Raw genomic sequence first — 21,145 nt, 5'->3', positions numbered from 1 at the left:
GCCCTCAAAACTAGAGGAGCTTGCCCAGCTTGGCCGCGAGCAGGTCGCCGCGGACCCCCGAGTTGGGGCAGCCGCCGAAGTGGTGCAGCGCCACCACCTTGTTGGTCTTGCGGGACAGCACCGGCGAGCCGGACGAGCCGCCCTCGGTGTCGCAGAGGTAGGCGACGTCCGAACCGGCCGCGTACCCGGTGTAGCCGGGATCGGTCACCGAGCAGTTGCCCGCCTTCTCGCCGAGCGAGCCGGCGATCCGGGTGGGCTCGCCGGCCGGGTGCTGCGGCACGTAGAGCTCCTGCCCCTTGGCCGGGCGAGCCTGGTCGAGGATCAGGTAGCCGAACTTCTTGATCGAGTCGAAGTTGTCGACCGAGAAGAGCGTGTAGTCGTACGTGTGGTCGGTGGCCAGGACCTTCGAGCCCCACACCTTGGTCGGCTGGAAGACGTCGTAGCCACCGCAGGTCGCGCACTGGTAGTTGAACCAGACCTCGGTGTCGTACGCCGCGCTCGTGTTGGTGAAGCAGTGGTTGTTGGTGAGCATGCGATTGTTGGGGCCGACCCGCCAGCCGGTGCACAGCTCGGTGCCGTTGATCAACAACCGGGCGATGGCCTTCGACTTGGTGTAGGCGACCGGGTCGGCCGAGCGGTAACAGACCGCGTCACTCGAGGTGTCGCTGCCGCACACCGACTCCTCCCGGCCGGTGCGGCCGGGGGCGGTGAGCTGGCTTTCCGGCTGGCGATCCTGTTCGGTACGGGTGAAGCCGCGCGCGACCCGGTCGACCCCGACACCGAGGGTGCCGGCCACGCCGGTGACGCCGAGCGGGTTGACCGCCCGGTGCATCTCCAGCACCGCGGTGTCGCCGGTGACCGACATCGCCCACTTGTCGTTGAGCGCCTTCTGCGCGTCGTAGCGGTACGACTCGGTGCCGTCCGCGTTCGACACGGTCAGATAGTCGCCGGGCAGCATCGACATGCGGTTGAAGTGCAGCTTGACGTACGACGCGCCCGGGTAGCTGAAGGTCTCCTTCTGCGGCGCGCGCTCGAGATAGCTCAGCAGCTTGTCGACCTTGACCAGCTCACCCACGCGCTGCCGGCCGTCGGCGGTCGCCTTTTCCAGCGGCCGGCCGCCCTCCTCGGTCGTCGCGCCCTCTTCGATCTTCGCGCCCTCTTCGATCTTCGCGCGCGGCACCGTGTTCTTCGTCTCGGTGGAGTTCTCAGCGAAGCCTTCGGCCTCGGGGGCCGCGGCCGGGCGAGCCGGGTCCGCCTGTTGCGCTTGTTCGGCTGCGACGGGCGTACGGGCAACGCCGGGCGCATCGTGCCAGGTGCCGACGGTCTGGCCCTCGTCGCCGGCATACTGCCAAGCCACCGCACCCGTCGTACCGGCCAGCACCAGGGCGACTGCCGCCCCGACGGCCATGCCTGCCTTACGTCGCATTTCAACCGCCATTCAGGTCAAATCCGAGACATATGTACTAATCCGGCGTTCTCGCACCTGTGTAACGAGCCACCTGCGCCCTCGACGTGCCGAAGCGACGGGCACACTGGTGGCGTGCGCATCACGTCCGCCCTCATCGACCCAGCGCTCCTCGAGCTGCCCTGGGGAGTCCCGCTGGAGGATTGGCCTGCCGACCACCTGGTCGCACTTCCGCAGGGCATCTCCCGGCACATCGTGCGGTTCGTCAAGCTCAACGACGTCGTCTACGCCCTGAAGGAGACGCGCGAGCGGATCGCCGAGAAGGAGTACGACCTTCTTCGCGCCCTCGAACGCATCGACTTCCCGTCGGTGGAAGCAGTGGCGATCGTCACCGACCGCTTCGCCCCCGACGGCGAGGCGCTGGAGAGCGTGCTGATCACCCGGCACCTGCAGTTCTCGCTGCCCTATCGGGCGCTGTTCTCGCACGTGCTGCGGCCGAACACGCTCAACCGCCTGCTCGACGCGATGGTCGCACTGTTCGTGCGGATGCACCTCACCGGCTTCTTCTGGGGCGACTGCTCGCTGTCCAACACGCTGTTCCGGCGGGACGCGGGCGCCTTCGCGGCCTACCTGGTGGACGCCGAGACCGGCAACCTGCACCCGAAGCTGTCCGAGGGCCAGCGCAGCGAAGACATCGAGATCATGCGGGTCAACGTGTTCGGCGAGTGCCTCGACCTGCAGGCCGCCGAGCTGCTGCACGAGTCGATCGACCCGGAGGCGGTGGTCGACGACATCGTGACTCGGTACGAACGGCTGTGGCACGAGGTCACCTACGAGCAGGAGATCCCCCGGCGGGAGGCCCGGCACGACATCGAGGGCCGCATCCGCCGGCTCAACGAGCTCGGCTTCGACGTGGCTGAGGTGGCGATGTCCACGGTGGACGGTGGTTACCGGGTCCGCCCCAAGGTCGTCGACGCCGGCTACCACACCCGCCGCCTGCTGCGCCTGGCCGGCCTGGACGCCGAGGAAAATCAGGCCCGGCAGTTGCTCAACGACCTGGACGCCTATCGGGCCGAGAGCGCGCTCGCCGACGAGCAGCAGGCCGCGCACCGGTGGCTGACCGAGGTGTTCGAGCCGGTCGTGCGGGCGGTGCCGCAGAACCTGCGCCGCAAGCTGGAGCCGCAGGAGATCTTCACCCAGGTGATCCAGCACAAGTGGCTGCTGTCCGAGCAGGCCGGCCGAGACGTGGGCATGGCCACGGCCGTGCAGTCCTACCTCACCGACGTGCTCGCCAAGAAGCCCGACGAGCAGGCCGTCCTCGGTGTCGAGGTGGATTCACTGGCCGGCGGAGTCTAGTTCGCCCAGTGGCCCGGCGGCCTGCTGGCGCAGCACGCGCAGGCCGGCCCGGCGGGCCACCACCACGACCTCGTCGCCGGGCGCGAGCACCCGGCGCGGGTCGGGGTGCCAGTCGACCCATTCCTCGCCGGCCGCCCGCATGCTGATCACCCGGGCGTTCTGCGCCCGGTCGGCGGAGTTCAGCGGCGCGCCGTCCAGTTCGGACCCGGCCGCCACCTCGACCGCGGCCACCAGCACGGCGTGCCGCTCGACCGGGATGGTGGCGAGCACTTCGCGTTCCAGCAGCGCGGCCGCGAACGCCGGCGCACACAGCCGGGGCACGCTGCGCGAGATGTTGATGTCGAAGACGTCCTGGACGCGGGTGGCGAAGTCGTCGTCGAACAGCCGCAGCACCACCCGCACGTCGGCGCGGGCAGCCCGGGCGTGCAGGGCGGCCTGCAGGTTGACCGCGTCGTCGGTGGAGACCACGACGAGCGCCCGGCAGGTGTTGATCGAAGCGGCGCGCAGGGTCTCCTCCCGCGAGGCGTCCCCGACGATCAGGGACACGCCGAGCTGCTCGGCGATCAGCACGCCGCGCGCGTCCGGCGACACGTCGATCGCCACCACGTCGACACCCAGATCGTTCAGCTGCCGCATCACCCGGGTGCCGACGTTGCCGAGACCGACCAGGACGACGTGGTCGGTGATATGGCCCACCTCGCCGCGGTCGCGGGCCAGCCGGGTGCGCACCACGCTGTCCACCACGGCCGCGGTGACCAGCGGCAACAGCGCGACGCCGGAGATGGTGAGCACCACCTGCGCGACCTGGGCCACCGCATCCCGGCCGTGCTCGACATCGGACGCGCCGAACAGGGTCAGCACGATCTCGTAGATCGCGTTCCACAGGTCCTTGATGCCGCTGCTGGTGGCCAGCATCGCACCCGACACGACCGTCACGGCCAGCGTGATCAGCACCGCGACCACAACCTTGCGGGTCAGCCCGGCCCGGATCGCGCGGCGCAGCGACATCCGACGGCCGGCCCGCCGCAGGCGGCGCGCGGTCGCCGCCGGGCCCGCCGACCGGTCGGTCGCCTCGGCCAGCACGAGATCGGTGGGCCGGGCCGCGGCGGTCTCCTCGTCGCTCGGCAGCAGCGCGACCTCCCCGCCCACGACCGGTGCGGTCAGCGACACGACCACGGAGTCGGCGGACACCTCGCCGCGCCGGGCGACGTACAGGGTGCGCCCGGCGTACCGGAAGTGGGTCGGTGCGACCTCGCCGAGCGCCGCTCCGACGAAGGCGGGCGCGGCCATCGCGGCGTCGGAGAGGACGGCGCAGTCGGCGAAGAGACGACGCACACCCTGTGCGAGACCGGTGCCGAACATCCGGATCACCAACCGCAGATCACCCTCCACCGCCCGGGCGCAGAGGGCGGCGTGCAGGTTCACCATGTCGTCCGGCATGACCAGCGCCAGGCCCGCCGCATCGGCCAGCCCGGCCTCCCGGAAGGTGCGCTCGTCGAGCCGTGCCGCCGTGATCACCCGGACTCCACGGGCGATCAGATCGTCGAAGTCAGGGGCGTCGGGGCGCAGGTCAGGCGGCACCAGGACGGTCAGCCGCAACGGCCGATCGGAGTTGATCAGTTCATCGGCGACCGTGTAGACGAGGGCGTCCGAACCGCAGACGACGAAATGCGGTCGATCATCGCCGTTGCGTTCCCGCAGGCGGGAGACCAGCGACCGGCGCGAGCCGTCCTTGATCGGTTCGGTAGCCACGGTCGCGATCGTAACCAGCCGGAACCCGCCGACGGGGCTAGTCGTTGCCCCTTCCGACGCTAATCGTCCGAATTTGCCAATTCCCGATTTGCAGGAGGAAATCTAGTGCGCAAGTTCTGGTATGCCGGTGCGGTCGTCGCGGGCGGAATCATGCTGTTCGGCGCCGCTGCCCCCGCGCAGGCCGACCTGCTGCCCGGAACCGGGACGGCGGCACAGCAGGCGGACGACCAGCTCGCCACCCTGCTGGGCGCCACCGACGGGGCCACTGTGGAGAATCCGCTCCGTTACAGCACGCTGGGCACCACGGCACTCGGCGCGCCCCCGCTGGTCGATTACAAGGCGGGCAAGAACGGCGCCGACCTCAAGGGCGTCCTTCCCGGCAAATCCGCGGAGGAGTCCGGCCACGATCTGCCGGCCGCCGACGTCGTCGGCGACGCGCTGCGCCGCCCGACCAGCGACATGCGCAACGTCGATCTGCCGCAGACACCCTTCGGCAATTCACCGCTGACCGGCTTCTTCGGCGGCGTTCCGGTCTTCGGCGGCCTGCTCCCCAACGGGGGTACGCCGAGCGGGTTCCGGACCACCGGCGTGGACCAGACCGAGTCGTTCGACGGCGGCCTGCCCCTGCTCGGCGGGCTCGGCGGAGTGCTGCCGGTGAACGGCCTCTCGAAGGCGCGGCCGGTCGACGACGCCCCCGACCTGTCCGGTCTCCCGGCCGGCGGCATGGACATCCTCCCGGCCGCGACCGATCCCGGCACCGGCGCCGACGCGACGCCGCCGACCGCCGCGAGCCCGGCCCCGGACCAGAGCTCGCCGTCCGCCGCACCGTCCGCCGCCGCTGACCAGCCCACCGCGCCGGCCACCGACCCGAGCTCGGCCGCCACTCCGGACGACCCGCGCCTGCACGAGGAGCCGGTCGACGGCGAAGCCTCGACCACTCGCCCGTTCACCGCGGGCGGCCGCCCGGTCGCCGGCATCGACCCGCAGTACAAGGACTAATTCCGGCGCGAAGGTGCCCCGTCCGATTCCGGGCGGGGCACCTTCGTTTCGGTCTCCTCGCGCGATGGGCGCGTTACGGCCCGGACCGGCGGGGAGCTTGCGTGCGGCAGCGGCGAAGCCGGGTTCCGGCGCCGGTGTGGTTGTCGGAGCCGGGAAGCGTACTCATATGCGGTCCGGGATTTTGCGGCCGAGAGTCACGTTGACCGCAACCAGGACGACCAGCAGGCCGGCCAGAAGTTCCAGCGTCGCGTGGGTGAGCGGGGTCAGCAGCGCAAGCACCGCGGCCAGCGGGAACGCCAGCAGCATCGGGCCGCTCTGGTGGGGTCGGATATGCAAGAGCCAGACGAAGAACAAATAGACGGCCACGGGTACGGCGATGGCGTAGCCGGCCGGCGTCGCCGAGATCTCGGCGTGATGGGTGGCGTGATCGACCGCCACGCCCAGGCCCGCGCCGACCGCGGCCGCCGCGGCGAAGATGAAGTAGTGGCCGTAGCCCCACAGGATCGACGTGCGCAACGTGGTCAGCAGGGCGTGGGCCGAGCGGTCGAAATAGAGCCACCACAGGGCGAAGACGATGACGGCGCCCGCGACCGCCAGCCGGAGCAGGACACCCGTGTAGTCGCTGCCCTCGTCGAGCGCGCCCCGGAAGGCCAGCGTCGCGGCCGAGACCGACTCACCCAGGACGATGATGGTGAACAGTCCGTAACGCTCGGCGATGTGGTGCCGGTGATAGGTCGTCGGGCCGCCGGGGGCCCGCTCCGCCCAGACCGGAACGGCGATGTCCAGCACGGCCAGGACCACGAAGACCGGCACAACCGGCCACGACTCCGGCACCCACAGGCGGGCGATCCAGAGGATCTGCACCACCGTGACGCCGATCGCGTAACGCAGCGCGACGCTGCGGCGCTGCTCGTCGGAGCGGGCCGCGCGCAACCACTGGGCCACCAGCGCCAGGCGCATGATGACGTAGCCGATGGTGATGACCCGGAAGTCGTTGTGCTCGAACGCCGGGCCCACCCCCGCCGCCAGCACCAGGGCGCCGGCGATCTGCACGAACGTGGTGATGCGGTAGACGTCGTCGTCGGTGTCGTAGGCCGAGGCGAACCAGGTGAAGTTCATCCACGCCCACCAGATGGCGAAGAAGACCATGAGGTAACCACGCAGGCCGTGCAGCACGTGGTGCTCGGCGATGCTGTGGTGCAGCGGCGCGGCCGCCTGCGCGACAGCGACCACGAAACAGAGGTCGAAGAACAGCTCGAGCGGGGTGGAGACGCGGTGCGGCTCGTCGGTGTCCCGCGCCCGCATCGGGGTCAGCCAGTTGCGGGTGGGGCTGGTCATTCGGTGGCTCCCTCGAGCAGATCCCAGTTCAACAGCGTGAACGACGTTTCCTCGGTCGCGCCGGCCCGGCGGTAGGTGGCCAGGGCGGCTTCGTTGTCGACCTCGGTGCCGACCCACATGCCGTAGCAGCCGTTTGCCCGGGCGATGCCGGCGAGCTCGGTCACCAGGCGGGCGCCGATGCCCTTGAGGCGGGCGACCGGGGCGACGCCCAACTCGTACACGAACATCTCGGTGCCCTTGTCCGGGTGGGTCATCTCGACGCCCGAGATCATGCCGACGGGGCGGCCGCCCTCGTCGTACGCGAAGAGCAGATGGTGGCCGGGCGACGCGAGAAAACGCTCGGTCGCCGCCGGCAACGGCGGCGCATCGAAGAGGTCGGCCGCGGCGAGCACGGCCGCGGCGTCACTGATCCGTTCGACGCGCATGCAGCCCACCCTAGGGCTGGATGGTCACGAGCCGGTCATGGCCTGGGCGATGGCCAGAGTGTCCTGGTATTCCCGCCAGTGGGTGATGCGTCCGTCCCGGGCGCGGATCACCGCGATCAGCGGGCTCTCCCGGCGGTCGCCGCCGGCCAGCATGGTGCCGGCCAGCCGGTATTCCACGACGATCACCTCGGGATCGGCGGTCTCGTGCACCGTGTCGATCAGGACCTCGTCGACCCGGAACGGCAGCGCGGCCCGCGCCGGACCGGCGATCGCGGCGAACGCCTCGACGCCCTCGATCCGGCGCGCGCCGAACGGCCACTCCAGCACCACGTCGTCGGCCAGGTGGTCGGTGTGGATCTCGCCGGTCAGGCGCTCCGGCCGCATCGCCCGTTCGAAGACCTCGCGCGTGTTCATGTGCACCCCTCGCGGTAATGTGAGTCTCGACTCAGGTAAATTATGAGTCGCGACTCACTTTGTCAATCGGGAGTGCTCATGTCGCCACGTGCCGACGCCGTCCGCAACCGCGCGAAGATCCTGGAGGTCGCCGCCCGGGTCTTCGCCGAGCAGGGCGCGGCGGCCTCCACCGAGCAGGTGGCGGCCGAGGCCGGGGTCGCGATCGGCACGATCTTCCGGCACTTCCCGACCAAGGCCGACCTGCTCGCCGCGATCATGAAAGACACCCTGGCCGGGCTGGCCGCGCGTCTTGCCGCACCGGGCGCCACGCTGTTCGGCGTCTTCACCGACCTGGTCGCGTCGGCCGCCGCCCGGCGCTCGGTCATCGACCTGCTGCCCGGCCTCGAGGTGGCCGAGTCGATCGCCCAGTTCCGCGCGGTGGTGGCGAGCCTGCTGGTCCGGGCCCAGAAGGCCGGCGAGGTTCGCGCCGAGATCGGGACCGACGAGGTGATGGCGCTGCTCGTCGCGCTCTGCCAAGGTGCTTTGCGCGGCGGTTGGTCCTTGTCGCTCCAAAAGAGCACGTTGGAGATCGTCTTCACGGGCCTGCGCCCCGTCGGAAGCGTCGTACCCGGGTCGTAACATGGCGGCCTAGGAGGGGGCAACGTGACCGATACCGATGGCTTCGTGCTCGGCGTCGACCTGGGCACTTCGCACACGGTGGCGATGCTGCGCCACCCCGACGGGCGCACCCGGCCGCTGCTGTTCGACGGCCAGCCGCTGCTGCCCTCGGCGGTCTATCTGGACACCACCGGCCGGCTGCACGTGGGCGCCGACGCGCTGCGCCTCGGGCACGCCGAGCCCAACCGGCTCGAGCCCAACCCGAAACGCCACATCGACGACGGTACGGTGCTGCTCGGCGACAGCGCGTCCGTGCCGGTCGCCGACCTGTTCGCGGCCCTGCTCGGCGCCGTCGCCCGGGAGGCCGTCGCCACCGTCGGTTTCCTGCCGCCGGCCATCCTCACCTACCCTGCCGCGTGGGGCCCGACCCGCCGGACAGTGCTGACCGAGGCGCTCGGCAAGGCCGGCTGGCCCGCCGAGACAAGCCTCGTTCCGGAACCGGTCGCCGCCGCTCGATACTTTGCCGATGTGCTCCGCCGGCCGGTCCCGACCGGCTCGTCGATCGCCGTCTTCGACTTCGGCGGCGGCACTCTCGACGTGGCCGTGGTCCGTGCCGACCAGCCCGGCACATTCTCAGTTACCGCTTCTGGCGGTGCCGACGATCTGGGCGGGCTCGACGTCGACGCGGCGCTCGTCGATCTCCTCGGCAAATCCCTGGCCGGCGGCGAGCCCGCGGCGTGGCAGCGGCTGACCGAGCCGACGTCGCTGGCCGAATGGCGGGCCCGGCGGCGGTTCTGGGACGACGTGCGCGGCGCCAAGGAGATGCTGTCGCGCAGCTCGTTCGCGCCGGTGCCGGTGCCCGGCGTCGAGCACGCGGTGCACCTCACCCGCGACGAGCTGGAGGCGGCGGCCGACCCGCTGGTGCGGCGCGGCGTGGCCGAGGCGGGCACGGTGATCGCGGCGGCCGGGCTCAAACCGGGCGACCTGGCCGGGCTGTTCCTGGTCGGCGGCTCGTCGCGGATCCCGCTGGTGGCGCGGTTGCTGCACAGCCTGCTCGGCATCGCGCCGACCGTGCTGGAGCAGCCGGAACTCCCGGTGGCCGAGGGCGCGATCATCGCGGCCGGGCAGGTGGCCCCGGCCCGGTTCGCCACCGGCACCGCCGCCGCGGCGACACCCACCCCCACGCCGGCCACCAAGGCGGACTCACCGCCCCCGATCACCGATACCCGCGCCGACGCGGCCGCTCCCGCCTCAGCGCCTCCGGCCCCGCCGGTCTCAGCCCCACCGGTCTCAGCCCCGCCGAAGCCGGCCGACGCCGAGGAAGCGACCGATGAGCGGCTGCGGGCGGCCCCGGTCGACCCATGGGCCACCGGCGAGGCCGCGGCTCTGCCCACCGCGGCCGACCCGATCATGGCGCCCACGCCCTCCTCCCCCGCCTCCTGGGGGCCGGCACCATCGTCAGCGGCACCATCGTCAGCGGCACCTTCGTCAGCGGCGCCCTCGTCGGCGTGGGGGCCGGTGCCCACACCACCGCCCTGGGCGGCTCCGGTCGCGCCAAATCCCCACAGCCCGGAAGCCCCCGCGCGACCGCGGCGACGGCGCCGGCTCGCGTGGGTTCTGACCGCCTCGGCCGTGACCCTCGTTCTCGTCGCCGGTGGCGTCCTGACCTGGGTTTTCTGGCCCGGTTACGGCGCTCTCGACTACCACGCGCTCAGCGACCCCCGCCGGATCGGGCCGATCGTGCCGGTGACCACCGACTTCACCGACGCGGCGATCTATCGCGACCGGGCCTATTTCGCCAGCTCCGACAGCACGGCCGGCGGCATCGTGGGGGTGGTCGCGATCCGGCTGGACGCGACGAAACCACTGTGGACCAGTAAGGAGGCCGGCACCGCGACCCGCTGGAAGTCGATGGTGGCGACGCCGGTCGGGCTGGTGCTGTTCACCGACTTCGACTCGACCAACGACTACAAATGGCGGATGGCCGTCCTCGGCGCGGCCGACGGCAAACTGCTCTGGCAGCGCACCCTGACCGAGGACGACCAGGTGTTCTTCGCGGGCGACTCGGCAGTGATCGCCGACCGGCCCGGCAAGCAACTGCTCGGCCTCAAGCTCGCCACCGGCGCCCAGCGCTGGTCGTTGCGCGATCCGGACAGCACGGCGTACGGCAAGACCCAGGTGCTCACCGCGACCACCCCGAAGGATCTCGGCGGGCCGGCCACCGTGTTCGGCCGGCCCTACCAGCCCGACCTCGCCGACGACCCGCGGATCGTGGAGATCGGCAACGACAAGTCCGCCCGGGTGGTCGACGCCAACACCGGCAAGATCCTGACCGATCGGCAGAACGTGGCGCAGCCGACCGACGAGGTGATCGCGCACAACGGCCGCCTCATCGTGCTGCAGCCCGACGACCAGCGGATCCTCTCCTATGAGATGGACAAGCTCGGCGAACCGAAGGTGGTCTACACGACGCAGACGGCCGACAGCGGGATGAAGGACGTCACCCCGTGCGGCGACGACCGGGTCTGCTTCGACGAGGTGATCGGGTCCGACGCGAAGACCAACAGCGTGGTCGCCCTCGACGTCGATTCGGGCCAGGTGGTCTGGCGTTACAAGCTGGGTAACGTCGAGACGATCGTCCCGGTCGGCGAGGCGGTCGTCGCCTCGACCACGTCGAACGAGTCCACCCTGATCGACGGCGCCGGTAAGCAGGTCTGGACACGCACCGGGGAGGCGGCCCGGCTCGACGGCGGCAACCTGCTCGAGTTCTCCAAGCCGCTGAGCCGCTCCCCCGACGACCCGGCGCTGTCCGGCCGGCATCTCGGCGACGACGCGGTGCCGCTCGGCGCGCTCAGCGACATCCGCTCCGACACCTGCGCCTGGAACACGTCGACCCTGGCCTGCGTGGCCGAGAAAGACTTCGTCCTGCTGACGTTCGCCGGCTGAGTTTTCCCAGCATGGCAAGAACGGGCGGCCCCTCGCGGAGCCGCCCGTTCTTTTCAAAGCTGGGTTCAGATGCGAACGCCGGTCTCCGCGTTGAAGACGTGGAGACTGTTGGTCTGCGGCTTGACGTAGACGGTCTCACCCATGCTGGGCATGTGCCGCCGGTCGGTGCGAACCGTGAAGCGCTCCGAGCCACCGTCGAGGTCGGCGTGGCCGTAGACGTTGGCGTCCGAGCCGAGGTCCTCGACCAGGTCGACGACGATCGGGAAACCACCCTGACCCTCGGTCACCAGGTCAGCGGCCTCGGGGCGGAAGCCGATGGTGACCTTGCCGCCACCGCTCTGCGCGCCCGTGACCTGCTCGCGGCTCAGCGGAACGGCCAGCGAGCCGAAGTGGCCACCGGCCTCGGTCAGCGGGACGGTCTTGATGTTCATCGCCGGGGAGCCCATGAAGCCCGCCACGAAGACGTTGCCGGGGGTGTCGTAGAGCGCCCGCGGGGTGTCCACCTGCTGCAGCACGCCGTCCAGCATGACCGCGACCCGGTGACCCATGGTCATGGCCTCGACCTGGTCGTGGGTGACGTAGACGGTGGTGACGCCGAGCTTGGCCTGCAGCGTCGCGATCTGCGAACGGGTCTGGACACGGAGCTTGGCGTCAAGGTTCGACAGCGGCTCGTCCATGAGGAAGACCTGCGGCTCACGCACGATCGCGCGGCCCATGGCGACACGCTGGCGCTGGCCACCGGAGAGCGCCTTCGGCTTGCGCGACAGGTATTCGTCGAGCTGCAGGAGGGCTGCCGCCTCCTTGACCCGCCGGTCGATCTCCGCCTTCGAGGTCTTGCGCAGCTTCAGCGCGAAGGCCATGTTCTCGTACACCGACATGTGCGGGTAGAGAGCGTAGTTCTGGAAGACCATCGCGATGTCGCGGGACTTCGGCGGGAGGTTGGTGACGTCCTTGCCCTCGATCAGGATGCGACCCTTGTCGACGTCCTCGAGGCCGGCGAGCATGCGCAGGCTGGTGGACTTGCCACAACCGGAGGGGCCGACCAGAACGAGGAACTCTCCATCGCCGATCTCGAGGTTGAGCTCGTTGACGGCGGGACGCTCAGAACCCGGGTAGATCCGGGAGGCGTGGTCATAAGTGACTGTAGCCATGGTGAAACGACTTCCTTTCCACCGGCAGGAACGTGCCGGACGATCCGAGTGGAAACAGCGGTGTAAACGTAAACCGTTTTACGTGACCTGCCAAGGCGTCCCCAGAAAGACAGGACGTTATGCTGGGCCTCACATGCCCCTGTAGCTCAGCTGGCCAGAGCACCCGTCTTGTAAACGGGAGGTCGTCGGTTCGATCCCGACCGGGGGCTCCAGAGTTGGATGATTGTGTCTGCGGAAAGCGCAGACCACACCTCTTCCGCATGCCTGCCGGGGGGCCGAGCCCCCCGAACCCCCCACGGCGCTTCGGTTGCGCTGGGCGCTTCGGTTGCGCTGGGCGCTTTCGGTTGCGCTCGGCGCTTCGGTTGCGCTCGGCGCTTCGGTTGCGCTCGGCGCTTTCGGTTGCGCTTGGCGCTTCGGTTGCGCTTGGGCGCTTCGGTTGCGCTTCCTTGGTTGTACGGCGGTGAGCACCGCTTGGCCGTGCGGACAGAAAGTTTTGCGTCTTTGACAACCCCCGGGGTTGGGCGTGGGTCTTGGTGGGTGTGACGACCGTAATGAAGCACCGACCGGCCGGGGCGGCGAGCGGCGCGGAGCACGAGTTCCGGGTTTTCGTCCAGGGAATCGCCGCATCGCTGCACCGCACGGCCTACCTGCTGTGCGGGGACTGGTACCTGGCCGACGACCTGGTCCAGGAGGCCCTCGCGAGGGCCTACAGCCACTGGCGCAAGGTCCAGCGGGCCGACAACCCGTCCGCGTACGTGCGACGCATCCTGATCAACGAATCCCGGCGCAGCTGGCGCCGGAACCGGACCGTTGCGGCCCCGCCGGCCGACTTCGCCGTTGCGGACATGTCCGACGGCGTGGTGAACCGGGCCGACCTGATCCAGGCGTTGCAGTCGCTGCCCGCACGACAGCGGGCAACCGTTGTCCTGCGGTTCCTCGAGGGGCTGAGCGAGCGGGAGACCGCCAAAGCCCTCGGCTGCAGCGAAGGCACCGTCAAGAGCCAGACGAGCCGGGCGTTGATCAAGCTCAAGTCCGTCCTGAACCAGGGAGACAACTGATCATGTCCTACGACACCGAGGAACGCCTCAGCACCGCACTGCGCGGCATCGCCGGGGACCGGCCGTACGCGCCCGACCTCGACCGGATCGAGAACCGCGGCCGGAAGTTGAAGCACCGCCGGCTGGCCTGGCGGGTGACCGCGGGCAGCACCTTCGCGGTCGCCGCGATCGCCGCGGTCGCGGTGGCCACCACCGGAAGCGGAACCCAGGCCCCAGCACCCCAGTTGGCCGCGCCGAAGCCGGCGACGACGAGCGCACCGGCCGAGGCTCCGCTGGTGAAGCTGGTCGGCAACCTGACCACCGCGCCGCAGCCCGCGGGCGACGCGACGCTGCTGCTGCGGGACCAGCGGTACGACGACGGGCTCAAGGTCGATGTCTGGGACCTGCACGCCGACAACGGCGACTACTACTTCGCCAAGACCAAGGGCGCTCTCCCGGCCCAGGTGAAGGGCGGGCACAAGCGGAACGAGGACGCGTTCGGCCGCAAGAACGCGGTCGCGGCGGCGAAGCTCGCGGCCAAGGGTGATCTGAACGAGGCCCGCAAGAAGATGGCGCTCGCCTACCTGCCGAAGAACCCGGAGGTCAAGCCGACCATCGAGGCACCCGGCGTCGCCGCGCCGGAGGTGACCAACACCAAGGTCCCCAAGGAGATCCGGGAAGCCTCCAGGATCAACAAGACCGACAACTGGGTCTGGAACAACTCGATGGACGCGCTGCGGGACGGTGCCGGCGACCCGCTGGTCCGGGCCGGCGTGCTGCGTCTGCTGGGCCAGATGCCCGAGGTCAAGGTCAAGTCCGCCACGATCGGCAACCAGCCCGTCCTCGTCCTGACCGCGGGCTCGCCGGCCACCGTCGCCAGCGAGAGCCTCACCGTCAATGCCGACAACGGCATGCCGATCAAGTACGCGTCCGATGGCGTCGCCGTCAATTACACGGTGTCTCGCGTGACCATCGCGGACGTCGCCAAGGGCAAGTTCTGATCTGCAACGCTCGACGCCAGCATCGGCCCGTCCGCCGGTGCTGGCGTCTTCACACTTGAGCTCTTCAGGCGCCCTTGGCCGTCTTGCCGTAGCCGTCGCCGCTTCCGTTGTCGGCAGCGGCCGGCTTCTCGTCGGCCGGCTTCTCGTAGCCCGCGTCAGACCCGTTGTCAGCCCCGTTGTCGCCGGCGGCCGGCTTGTGGTGGTGGTGCTTCTTCGGGGGCACGTTGACGATGATCACCGTGTCGTGGTCGTGGTGCCGGTGGCCCCCGAAGAACGGGAAGTCGTCGTCATCGGCGAACGGGAAGTCGTCGTCGAAGAAACCGTCATCCTCGAAGAATGCGCCGGAGCCGAAGCCCGGCCCGTCGCACGGACGGTGACTCCCGGCTGCCTGGGCAGCGGTTGCCGGCAGGAGAAGTGCCGCCGCGGCCACCGCGCCGGCGAAGAACGTCTTGGTCAGGATTGACGACATGCTGCAACTCTTCTCAACTCGACGAATGAACGCTTAATCGTCCAGCCCGCTAAACGATCATGAGTTGTCGAAGGTGCGCGATGGAAACTCGTCGTCACCACAACGATAAGACGACTGTAACTCTTTCGAGGTCAATCGGGGTATTAGTGGTTCGCCGTGCAGCCGCCGGGGGTAATAGGGCGGCAAACCCCGTCCGGCTCAGTCCCGCAGCGGCTCGGAGGAACGTCTGTCCTGGTCGTGCCGATCGATCGGGTTCGGCACGCCGGTCGCCGGCCGGGTATTGCGGGCGGCGAGGACGAACAGTGAGTGATAGCCCTGGTTGTAGCCCTCCCGGAACGACTGATCCCGGTCCATGCTGTGCTTGTACCACTGATGGACTCGCCCGCCGCCGTAGGCGCAGAGCACCAGCACCAGGGCATAGGAAATGATCTGAAAAGCGCTGCTTCCGGCGGTCGACACTCGACTAGCTTAAGGCGCTTAATGATATGCGGTAATGCCGTATCCGGCATCTGCTCATGACTTTCGTGCGGCTGTTTCCGCCGATCATCCCAGCGTTTTCGAGGGCATCTGAAGGCCCATCGCACAACAAAGGGTGGCCCATCCCGGGTCGCGGAGGATGGGCCACCCTGACGTCCGATTCAGCGAGGGAGGCGGCCGCTTCCTCGGACGTTACAGAAAAGTCTTCTATTTCCTGGTGGTCAGCACGCGTTCCTCGCGCCGCGGGTAGAGCACCGACCGATCGGACGAGGCCGCCTGACCCTGCGCATGCCGCCCACGGAAGCGAGCGCGGGTGTGGGCAACGGACGAGATGCCGGTCGCGCTCTGCTCGGCGTCGGCCGCGCCCTCCTTCATGATCATGCTGAGGATCGACGACGAGGCCTTGTCATATCCGCGGCGATACGCCTCATCCCGTTCCAGGCCATCCTTGTGCCACTGATGGATCCGCCCAAGGGCATAGCCGCTGGATACAAGAATGCCTAACGTGAGCGTGATGTAGAGGAGGTAGTTTCCGGGGGCGGTCATCATTCACCTGCTACGTCATTCCGTATGTGCTGGCGTGTTTTTTTGACCGAGGGCTCTCACAAGTCGGATCGGAGAGCCCCCGGGTGGTTCGCGTTGCGATTCACGGCCCCGCCGGCACTGCTGTCGGTTAAGGGTGACCGTTAGGGGGGATCGGCCCCGTCGCTTCGCGTTCCGCTTCTTGCATGTTGAGAAACTCGCTGCCGACGACATACGACTTCGGTCGCCGGTCCGCCGTTGGTGACGAACGGGCGGTCGCGATTGGCCGACCGGCCGAGAGCGGTCGTCGGCTGCTATCCGAATGCCGCGGTGTCCGAACCGGCGGACCATCCGGCCTCCAGCCCGACGATGATCTGATGCTCGGCCACGTCCAGGTAGCTCGCGACCTCGTCGACCGTGGGCGATCGCCGAAGGCGTGCGAAAAGGACGCTCTCGGCGGTCGCAATCGCCAGCTGGAGCCCCAGGAACCGCCGCCCCGATTCCGGCCACTTCCGGAACCGTTCCCGCCGGAGCCGGCGCAGCGCCCGGATGACCAGCGGAACGGCCAACGAGGTGAGTTCCGGCCCGCGCGCACCGAGGCGCTCGACGATGAGGATCACCTCGATCGCCGCCCGGACCATCCCCTCATCGCTGTCCCCGGCCGGCGCGAAGCGTGCCGCGAGCTGCTGGGCGAGCGGTCGCCACCGTTCACCGGCGTGGCCGAGCTCGGGACTGCGCCGATCTTCGGTGAGGTTGACTTCTCGCATGGCTCGGCTCCCTCGGGTCTGTTCGGATACTGGCTCGCTCGCCGTGGACCCTCACCTCATTAAACCGAGCAATACATACCGGGGAATTCAGCGGTACGCATCGTTGCGTCTAACCATAAGCATTAATCCCCGCCGGGCAGATTCCGGCGCAACAGCCCATCGTGAGGTCGAAGTTCCACGGTCGGGCGGCTTGACCGACGGACTCGATCGCCCGTTCGGAATGCGGCATCACCTGTTCGGCCGAGGGCACCCGTAGGCTGCCTATTGGGCAGCGCGTTAATTCGACGCTGAAAGGCTGAATTTAATGTGAACAAGGTGATCGACTTTGCGATATATGGGCGATTTTGCCAGCATTCGCGCCGGGACACTGTCGCTCCCATTCGCCGATCCGAAAGGTACTCGCGCATGTACCCCGCGCAATCCGTCTACTCAGCGACCAGGTGGAGGACCGTCCGTGTCGCCTGAGAGCTTCTTCGTCCGGCGCGGCTGGCTGGCCCTCGCGCCGATCCTCGGAACCATTGCCCTCGTCCTGGCCGTTGCGACGCGGTACGTGCATCACCTGATCTCCGGCCCGGCCATTCTCGCCGCCTGGTGGATCGGCAACGCGATGCTGCTGCTCTTCGTTCTCGCCTTCCTCAAAGGTCGCCGGATTCGTCGCCAGCCGATGGCGACCGGGCGCATCGTCGCGATTGTCGCGGCTCACGAGCAGGACACCGATGATCTGACCGCCTGCATCTGGTCGATCCTCAATCAGCGCGGCGTCGAGGTGGACGAGGTGCACGTGGTCGATGACGGATCGACCCAACGGCCGGTACAACCGTTCGCGCATCCCCGAATCCGCTGGCACCGCACGAAGAATTCCGGTGGGCACGCCGCCGCGGGCTACGTCCTCGACCGGCTCCAGCCGGGCGACTGGGATTTCGTTCTGATCCTCGACGCCGACTACGTGCTCGAGCCGCGCGCGATGGCACGTCAGCTCAAGGCATTCTCCCGGCCGGGGATCGCCGCGACGATCGGGAAGGTGATCGCCCGCAATCCTCGGCCGAACCTTCTCACCCGGATCGCCGACCTGAACCTCGGCACCTCCGCCGCCATGCCGGCAGCGAGGCGGTCGCCGGCGCACCTGATCAAGCTCGTTTCCGGCATGCCGGTCATCTACCGCGCCGGCCTCCCCTTTCAACACCGCCGGCGCTTCCTCGCCGGAGGCGGCCACGACGATTACTGCCGCCTGGCCATCGACGCCGCCCTCGAAGGTGAGGTCGTCGCGGTGAGCAACGCGATCGCGTCGGCCCCGGCGGCCGCCGACGCCCGCACCGCCTATCGCCGGCGGCTGGCCTGGTCGGCATTGTGGTGGCGCACGGTGTGGCAGGGATCGACCCGCGCGGGCTGGCGCCGTGGCGGGATCTGCCGTTTGCTGGCGCTGACGCACCTGGTCGTCATCCCGGTGGCAACCGCGTACGCGGTCGTCGCGATCGCGGTGAGCGTCTGGCGCGACGGCCCACAATGGCCGGCGATCACCATCTACGCAGCGTTCTACCTGCTGATGCGGTACGCCGCGGCAGCTCTCCATCTGATGGGCCGCCCCGCGGCAAGCCGCCGGCGAAAGATCTGGACGTGGCTTCTGCTGACGCCGGCCGAGGCGGCGGTCAACCTGATGCTCGTCATTCCGATCAAGTACGGCGCCCTGATCGCACTGTGCGTGCACGGATGGCGGGCGCGACTCGATCACAAACCCGCACCGTTGGCGCAGCTCGGCTCGGTTTACTACAGCGGCTATCTGCCCGACGTCAACGGATCATGATCCGGGGTCCCGCCACCGCGCCGGAGGATCACCGCACTCATCCCGCATTGGATCATGGAGGCTGTTGTGAGTGAGAATCAGACAGTGGAGCGCGTGAAGGTAACGCGCCACAGCGCCGTCGGCAGCGCGAGCGTCGTGCACTCGGTGACCTCGATGCCGGAGATTGTGCTGGTGCCACCGCCGGAAACATCGGCAGCCGCGGCGGACCCGGCGATGTCGCCCGACGAGGCGCTTCAAGTCCTGGCGCTGGCCCAGCGCACGGCCGAGAACCACATCACCGCGGCCAATCGCCATGCGCAGACGGTCCGGTCCGAAGCGGCGACCTCGGCCGAACAGATTCGCGTCGACGCCCATCTGTACGCCGACAAGGTTCACGGCGAGGCGGACCGGTTCCTGGACGAGGCTCGGGCCGCCGCCGGCCTGCTCCGGCGCGACGCCGATGCGCAGGCCGATGACATCCGGCGGCAGGCGACATCGGCGCTCGCCGACGCACGTGCCGAGGCCGAACGGATCGTGGCGGACGGGCGCGACCGGGCCGACCAGCTGGATCTTCGGGCGCGGCAGCGTTACGAGGATGCCGTCGGCAGCCTGGAGATCAAGCGTGAGGCACTGCAGAAGCAGATCGAAACGCTGGTCATCTTCGATGCCGACTACCGGCACCGGCTTGCCTCGTTCATGCACACCCAGCTGCGCGTGCTCTGGGGGGAACGGGTCGAATCCGGTCCGGAGCAAGAGGATCAAGCCCAGCTGCCCGGCGGACCGGTTGATTCCTCCGACGAAATCTGAGCAAGCCCAAAACTTGAAGCGTCTGAGCCGCGGGATCTCGCGGCTCAGACGCTTCAGTCATTACCAGGCGCGCGGTCGTGACCGACGATCACGGCCGCGGACGATGGCGCCGGCGTAAGTCGATCTCTCGCCAGTTGTCCGGGATCTGCGCGATGAAGAAGGTCTGGACAGGGTCAAGGACGCCGGCGGATGCGAGCGTCTTCTGCTCACGAATCCACCTCCGGGTATCCGTACGCAGACGTTGCGCTCGAGCACGAGCGACCGGGTCGAGCGGGTCGCTGTACGGGTGGTCGCTCTCCAGCAGCGCCAGCGCTGCCCGGTAGGCCGCCCGCCACCGGGCGGGGAGAGCGATATTGCGGTGTTCGGTGAGCGTGTTGCTGTATTCCATGCGTCTGGTCCTCGTCGCGTGTCTGCGTTCCCGGCAGTCCGGCCGCACCCCAGCCGAAGCCCGCCAGTCCGGGATGCACCCGAATCAGTTAGAGATATCCCCCCGATTGCGCGCTGTCCGGAGATCGTTGACGTCGCCGGAGCTCCTGGCTGCGCGGCCGGCTAGGCGGGCCCTGACCTGGTCAGGCGTGATCGCTGCGGCACGACACAGCTTCTGCCCGCGACCGGGCGCTGCCCGCGTGGACCACCGGTGATTACTCGCTCCGCATGGCTTCCGGCCGACGCCACAAATTTACTGTCCACAATGTATAGATCGGGAGCGGGGTGAGTGCGGCCGATTGGCCATGCGTTTCTTGGCATTCCATAAACATGCCAGAAAGACCTGTGCCGCCATACCGATCTATTCCCGCCGTCAGGCCACCGCTATCAGTGCGCCAGGCGTAAGGCAATGGGGGACAAAAGCGGATATGCAATCCATTCGAGGTAACACCTACGAAACTTAACCGTCGCTTGGTCAGCCATTGCCATGAGTTCGGCGCCGCGGGCACTCCACATGGGGCAGCGCGATCGACGTGATCAGTCAGACGTATCGGCCGTTCGCACTACGCCGAACGAGTAGTCGTGCCGTTACGGAGAGCAAAAACCAGGCGTTTAGGGCCGTCAAACACGATTCCGCCTCGCATCGGGGACGAATCCGACTTAACGCTATTAAGCCCACCAAAAGCGTCGACCGAACGGTTAATCGTGAGCGGTCGTACCGCCGACGACCGCCGTAGCGCCAGCCGGGTTTTCCCTTTCGAAATGCACCGTGAAACACCGCATGAAAGGAACCTCGATGAAAAAGCTCACCCGGATCCTGACCATGGGCGGCTTTGGTCTGCTCGCCGCCCTGGCAACCGCCGGGCCGGCTTCGGCGGCACCCCAGGGCGGTCACCAGGAAAACAGGCCGGCGGGAGCCAACCGCGTCGAGTGGCGGTCGGGCGATCAGGTCGTCGGCTTCTACCGGACGCTGGGCTCCTGCGAGCTCGCTGGTAGCTTCGGCGAGCGGGCCGGCAACTGGGACGACCACCTGTGCAGCCCGGTTCGGGTCGGCGTGCGTCGCGGCGCGTGGGCCCTGCAGGTCGCCAGCGACGACAACTGGGACCGGATCGGCTTCGGCGTGCCGTTCGGCGCCATCGGCCACTTCCCGGGCCAGTTCCGGCCGATGTGGCCGGGCGCCTTCCGGCCCGGCCAGTTCGGTCGCCCGTTCCCGGGCCGTCCGGGCCCGGGTCGTCCGTTCCCGGGTCGCCCCGGCCCGATTCGCCCGGGTCAGCCCGGCCCGGTTGTCGTGCAGCCTGGTCCGGTTGCCGGTCAGCCCGGCCCGGTCCGCCCGAACGGGCCGACCGGCCCGATTCGCCCCCGCATCGCGCCGACCACTGCGGCACCGGCCGCCGGTCACTGATTTTCGGGACCTGACGCGCGAACAATAAACGGCATTTAAATCAGGGGGAATATCGCCGAAATCCCAATAGCATT

Annotated in this window: 20 protein-coding genes and 1 tRNA gene; 10 read left to right on the top strand and 11 right to left on the bottom strand. The window is 68.9% G+C overall.

The features are described 5' to 3' along the window. Nucleotides 1-10 precede the first annotated feature (10 nt). Nucleotides 11-1,426: a serine protease gene (locus AB0E90_RS17920; protein WP_360406084.1), complete on the bottom strand. Its 1,416-nt coding sequence runs from the start codon at nt 1,424-1,426 to the stop codon at nt 11-13. Between the two features lie 114 nt (nt 1,427-1,540). Between AB0E90_RS17920 and AB0E90_RS17915 the strand changes: the two genes are divergently transcribed. After that, a complete protein-coding gene (locus tag AB0E90_RS17915) occupies nt 1,541-2,761 on the top strand; it encodes a DUF4032 domain-containing protein (protein WP_360406081.1) in 1,221 nt (406 codons plus the stop codon). Here the strand turns inward: AB0E90_RS17915 and AB0E90_RS17910 are convergent. Next, the gene (locus AB0E90_RS17910) at nt 2,741-4,513 is read right to left on the bottom strand and encodes an NAD-binding protein (protein WP_360406078.1); all 1,773 of its coding nucleotides are present in this window, start codon (nt 4,511-4,513) and stop codon (nt 2,741-2,743) included. The genes AB0E90_RS17915 and AB0E90_RS17910 overlap by 21 nt on opposite strands. 105 nt (nt 4,514-4,618) lie before the next feature. On the opposite strand from AB0E90_RS17910, the gene AB0E90_RS17905 reads away from it, so the two are divergent. Beyond that, nucleotides 4,619-5,512 carry a hypothetical protein gene (locus tag AB0E90_RS17905; protein ID WP_360406075.1) on the top strand — a complete coding sequence of 298 codons (894 nt, stop codon included), beginning with the start codon at nt 4,619-4,621 and terminating at the stop codon, nt 5,510-5,512. A gap of 162 nt (nt 5,513-5,674) precedes the next feature. On the opposite strand, the gene AB0E90_RS17900 is transcribed toward AB0E90_RS17905, so the two are convergent. The 3 genes from AB0E90_RS17900 to AB0E90_RS17890 are packed head-to-tail and all read right to left on the bottom strand — an operon-like array spanning nt 5,675 to nt 7,689. Then, nucleotides 5,675-6,850 (bottom strand): low temperature requirement protein A, encoded by a 1,176-nt coding sequence (locus tag AB0E90_RS17900; protein ID WP_360406072.1) that lies wholly within the window; start codon nt 6,848-6,850, stop codon nt 5,675-5,677. Beyond that, on the bottom strand, nt 6,847-7,275 hold the full coding sequence (locus AB0E90_RS17895; RefSeq protein WP_360406069.1) for a GNAT family N-acetyltransferase: 429 nt from the start codon (nt 7,273-7,275) through the stop codon (nt 6,847-6,849). The genes AB0E90_RS17900 and AB0E90_RS17895 overlap by 4 nt, the downstream gene beginning before the upstream one ends. A gap of 24 nt (nt 7,276-7,299) precedes the next feature. Beyond that, nucleotides 7,300-7,689 (bottom strand): nuclear transport factor 2 family protein, encoded by a 390-nt coding sequence (locus AB0E90_RS17890; protein ID WP_360406066.1) that lies wholly within the window; start codon nt 7,687-7,689, stop codon nt 7,300-7,302. A 78-nt stretch (nt 7,690-7,767) separates the two neighbouring features. Here AB0E90_RS17890 and AB0E90_RS17885 point away from each other — a divergent pair, with 78 nt between their 5' ends. Next, nucleotides 7,768-8,307 (top strand): helix-turn-helix domain-containing protein, encoded by a 540-nt coding sequence (locus AB0E90_RS17885; protein ID WP_360406063.1) that lies wholly within the window; start codon nt 7,768-7,770, stop codon nt 8,305-8,307. Nucleotides 8,308-8,331: 24 nt separating this feature from the next. Further along, nucleotides 8,332-11,232, top strand: coding sequence for an Hsp70 family protein (locus tag AB0E90_RS17880; RefSeq protein WP_360406060.1), 2,901 nt, complete (start codon nt 8,332-8,334; stop codon nt 11,230-11,232). A 65-nt stretch (nt 11,233-11,297) separates the two neighbouring features. Here AB0E90_RS17880 and ugpC read toward each other — a convergent pair whose 3' ends face one another. Then, nucleotides 11,298-12,383 carry a sn-glycerol-3-phosphate ABC transporter ATP-binding protein UgpC gene (ugpC, locus tag AB0E90_RS17875; RefSeq protein WP_360406057.1) on the bottom strand — a complete coding sequence of 362 codons (1,086 nt, stop codon included), beginning with the start codon at nt 12,381-12,383 and terminating at the stop codon, nt 11,298-11,300. 135 nt (nt 12,384-12,518) lie between these two features. On the opposite strand from ugpC, the gene AB0E90_RS17870 reads away from it, so the two are divergent. The 3 genes from AB0E90_RS17870 to AB0E90_RS17860 all read left to right on the top strand — a co-directional run bounded on the left by AB0E90_RS17870 (nt 12,519) and on the right by AB0E90_RS17860 (nt 14,421). Continuing rightward, nucleotides 12,519-12,595, top strand: a tRNA-Thr gene (locus AB0E90_RS17870). Nucleotides 12,596-12,934: 339 nt separating this feature from the next. Beyond that, entirely contained in the window at nt 12,935-13,441 is a 507-nt protein-coding gene (locus AB0E90_RS17865; RefSeq protein WP_360406054.1) for a SigE family RNA polymerase sigma factor, read from the top strand. Nucleotides 13,442-13,443: 2 nt separating this feature from the next. Further along, a complete protein-coding gene (locus tag AB0E90_RS17860) occupies nt 13,444-14,421 on the top strand; it encodes a hypothetical protein (protein WP_360406051.1) in 978 nt (325 codons plus the stop codon). Between the two features lie 64 nt (nt 14,422-14,485). Here the strand turns inward: AB0E90_RS17860 and AB0E90_RS17855 are convergent, their stop codons facing one another. The 4 genes from AB0E90_RS17855 to AB0E90_RS17840 form a co-directional block, all read right to left on the bottom strand. Next, nucleotides 14,486-14,890: a hypothetical protein gene (locus tag AB0E90_RS17855; protein ID WP_360406048.1), complete on the bottom strand. Its 405-nt coding sequence runs from the start codon at nt 14,888-14,890 to the stop codon at nt 14,486-14,488. A gap of 198 nt (nt 14,891-15,088) precedes the next feature. Further along, a complete protein-coding gene (locus AB0E90_RS17850) occupies nt 15,089-15,349 on the bottom strand; it encodes a hypothetical protein (protein WP_360406045.1) in 261 nt (86 codons plus the stop codon). A 225-nt stretch (nt 15,350-15,574) separates the two neighbouring features. After that, nucleotides 15,575-15,916, bottom strand: a complete 342-nt coding sequence (locus tag AB0E90_RS17845; protein WP_360406042.1) for a hypothetical protein — start codon at nt 15,914-15,916, stop codon at nt 15,575-15,577. Nucleotides 15,917-16,203: 287 nt separating this feature from the next. Next, nucleotides 16,204-16,656: a hypothetical protein gene (locus tag AB0E90_RS17840; RefSeq protein WP_360406039.1), complete on the bottom strand. Its 453-nt coding sequence runs from the start codon at nt 16,654-16,656 to the stop codon at nt 16,204-16,206. A gap of 454 nt (nt 16,657-17,110) precedes the next feature. Here AB0E90_RS17840 and AB0E90_RS17835 point away from each other — a divergent pair, with 454 nt between their 5' ends. Continuing rightward, nucleotides 17,111-18,457 carry a glycosyltransferase gene (locus tag AB0E90_RS17835; protein WP_360406036.1) on the top strand — a complete coding sequence of 449 codons (1,347 nt, stop codon included), beginning with the start codon at nt 17,111-17,113 and terminating at the stop codon, nt 18,455-18,457. A gap of 66 nt (nt 18,458-18,523) precedes the next feature. Beyond that, complete coding sequence (locus AB0E90_RS17830; protein WP_360406033.1) at nt 18,524-19,243, top strand: hypothetical protein; 720 nt, start codon at nt 18,524-18,526, stop codon at nt 19,241-19,243. An 88-nt stretch (nt 19,244-19,331) separates the two neighbouring features. On the opposite strand, the gene AB0E90_RS17825 is transcribed toward AB0E90_RS17830, so the two are convergent. Beyond that, a complete protein-coding gene (locus AB0E90_RS17825) occupies nt 19,332-19,631 on the bottom strand; it encodes a hypothetical protein (protein WP_360406030.1) in 300 nt (99 codons plus the stop codon). Between the two features lie 834 nt (nt 19,632-20,465). Here AB0E90_RS17825 and AB0E90_RS17820 point away from each other — a divergent pair. Then, nucleotides 20,466-21,071 carry a hypothetical protein gene (locus AB0E90_RS17820; protein ID WP_360406027.1) on the top strand — a complete coding sequence of 202 codons (606 nt, stop codon included), beginning with the start codon at nt 20,466-20,468 and terminating at the stop codon, nt 21,069-21,071. Nucleotides 21,072-21,145 lie beyond the last annotated feature (74 nt).

This window comes from Actinoplanes sp. NPDC026619, from assembly GCF_040638295.1.
Classification (GTDB): domain Bacteria; phylum Actinomycetota; class Actinomycetes; order Mycobacteriales; family Micromonosporaceae; genus Actinoplanes.
This window is presented reverse-complemented; position numbering and strand designations above follow the sequence as displayed.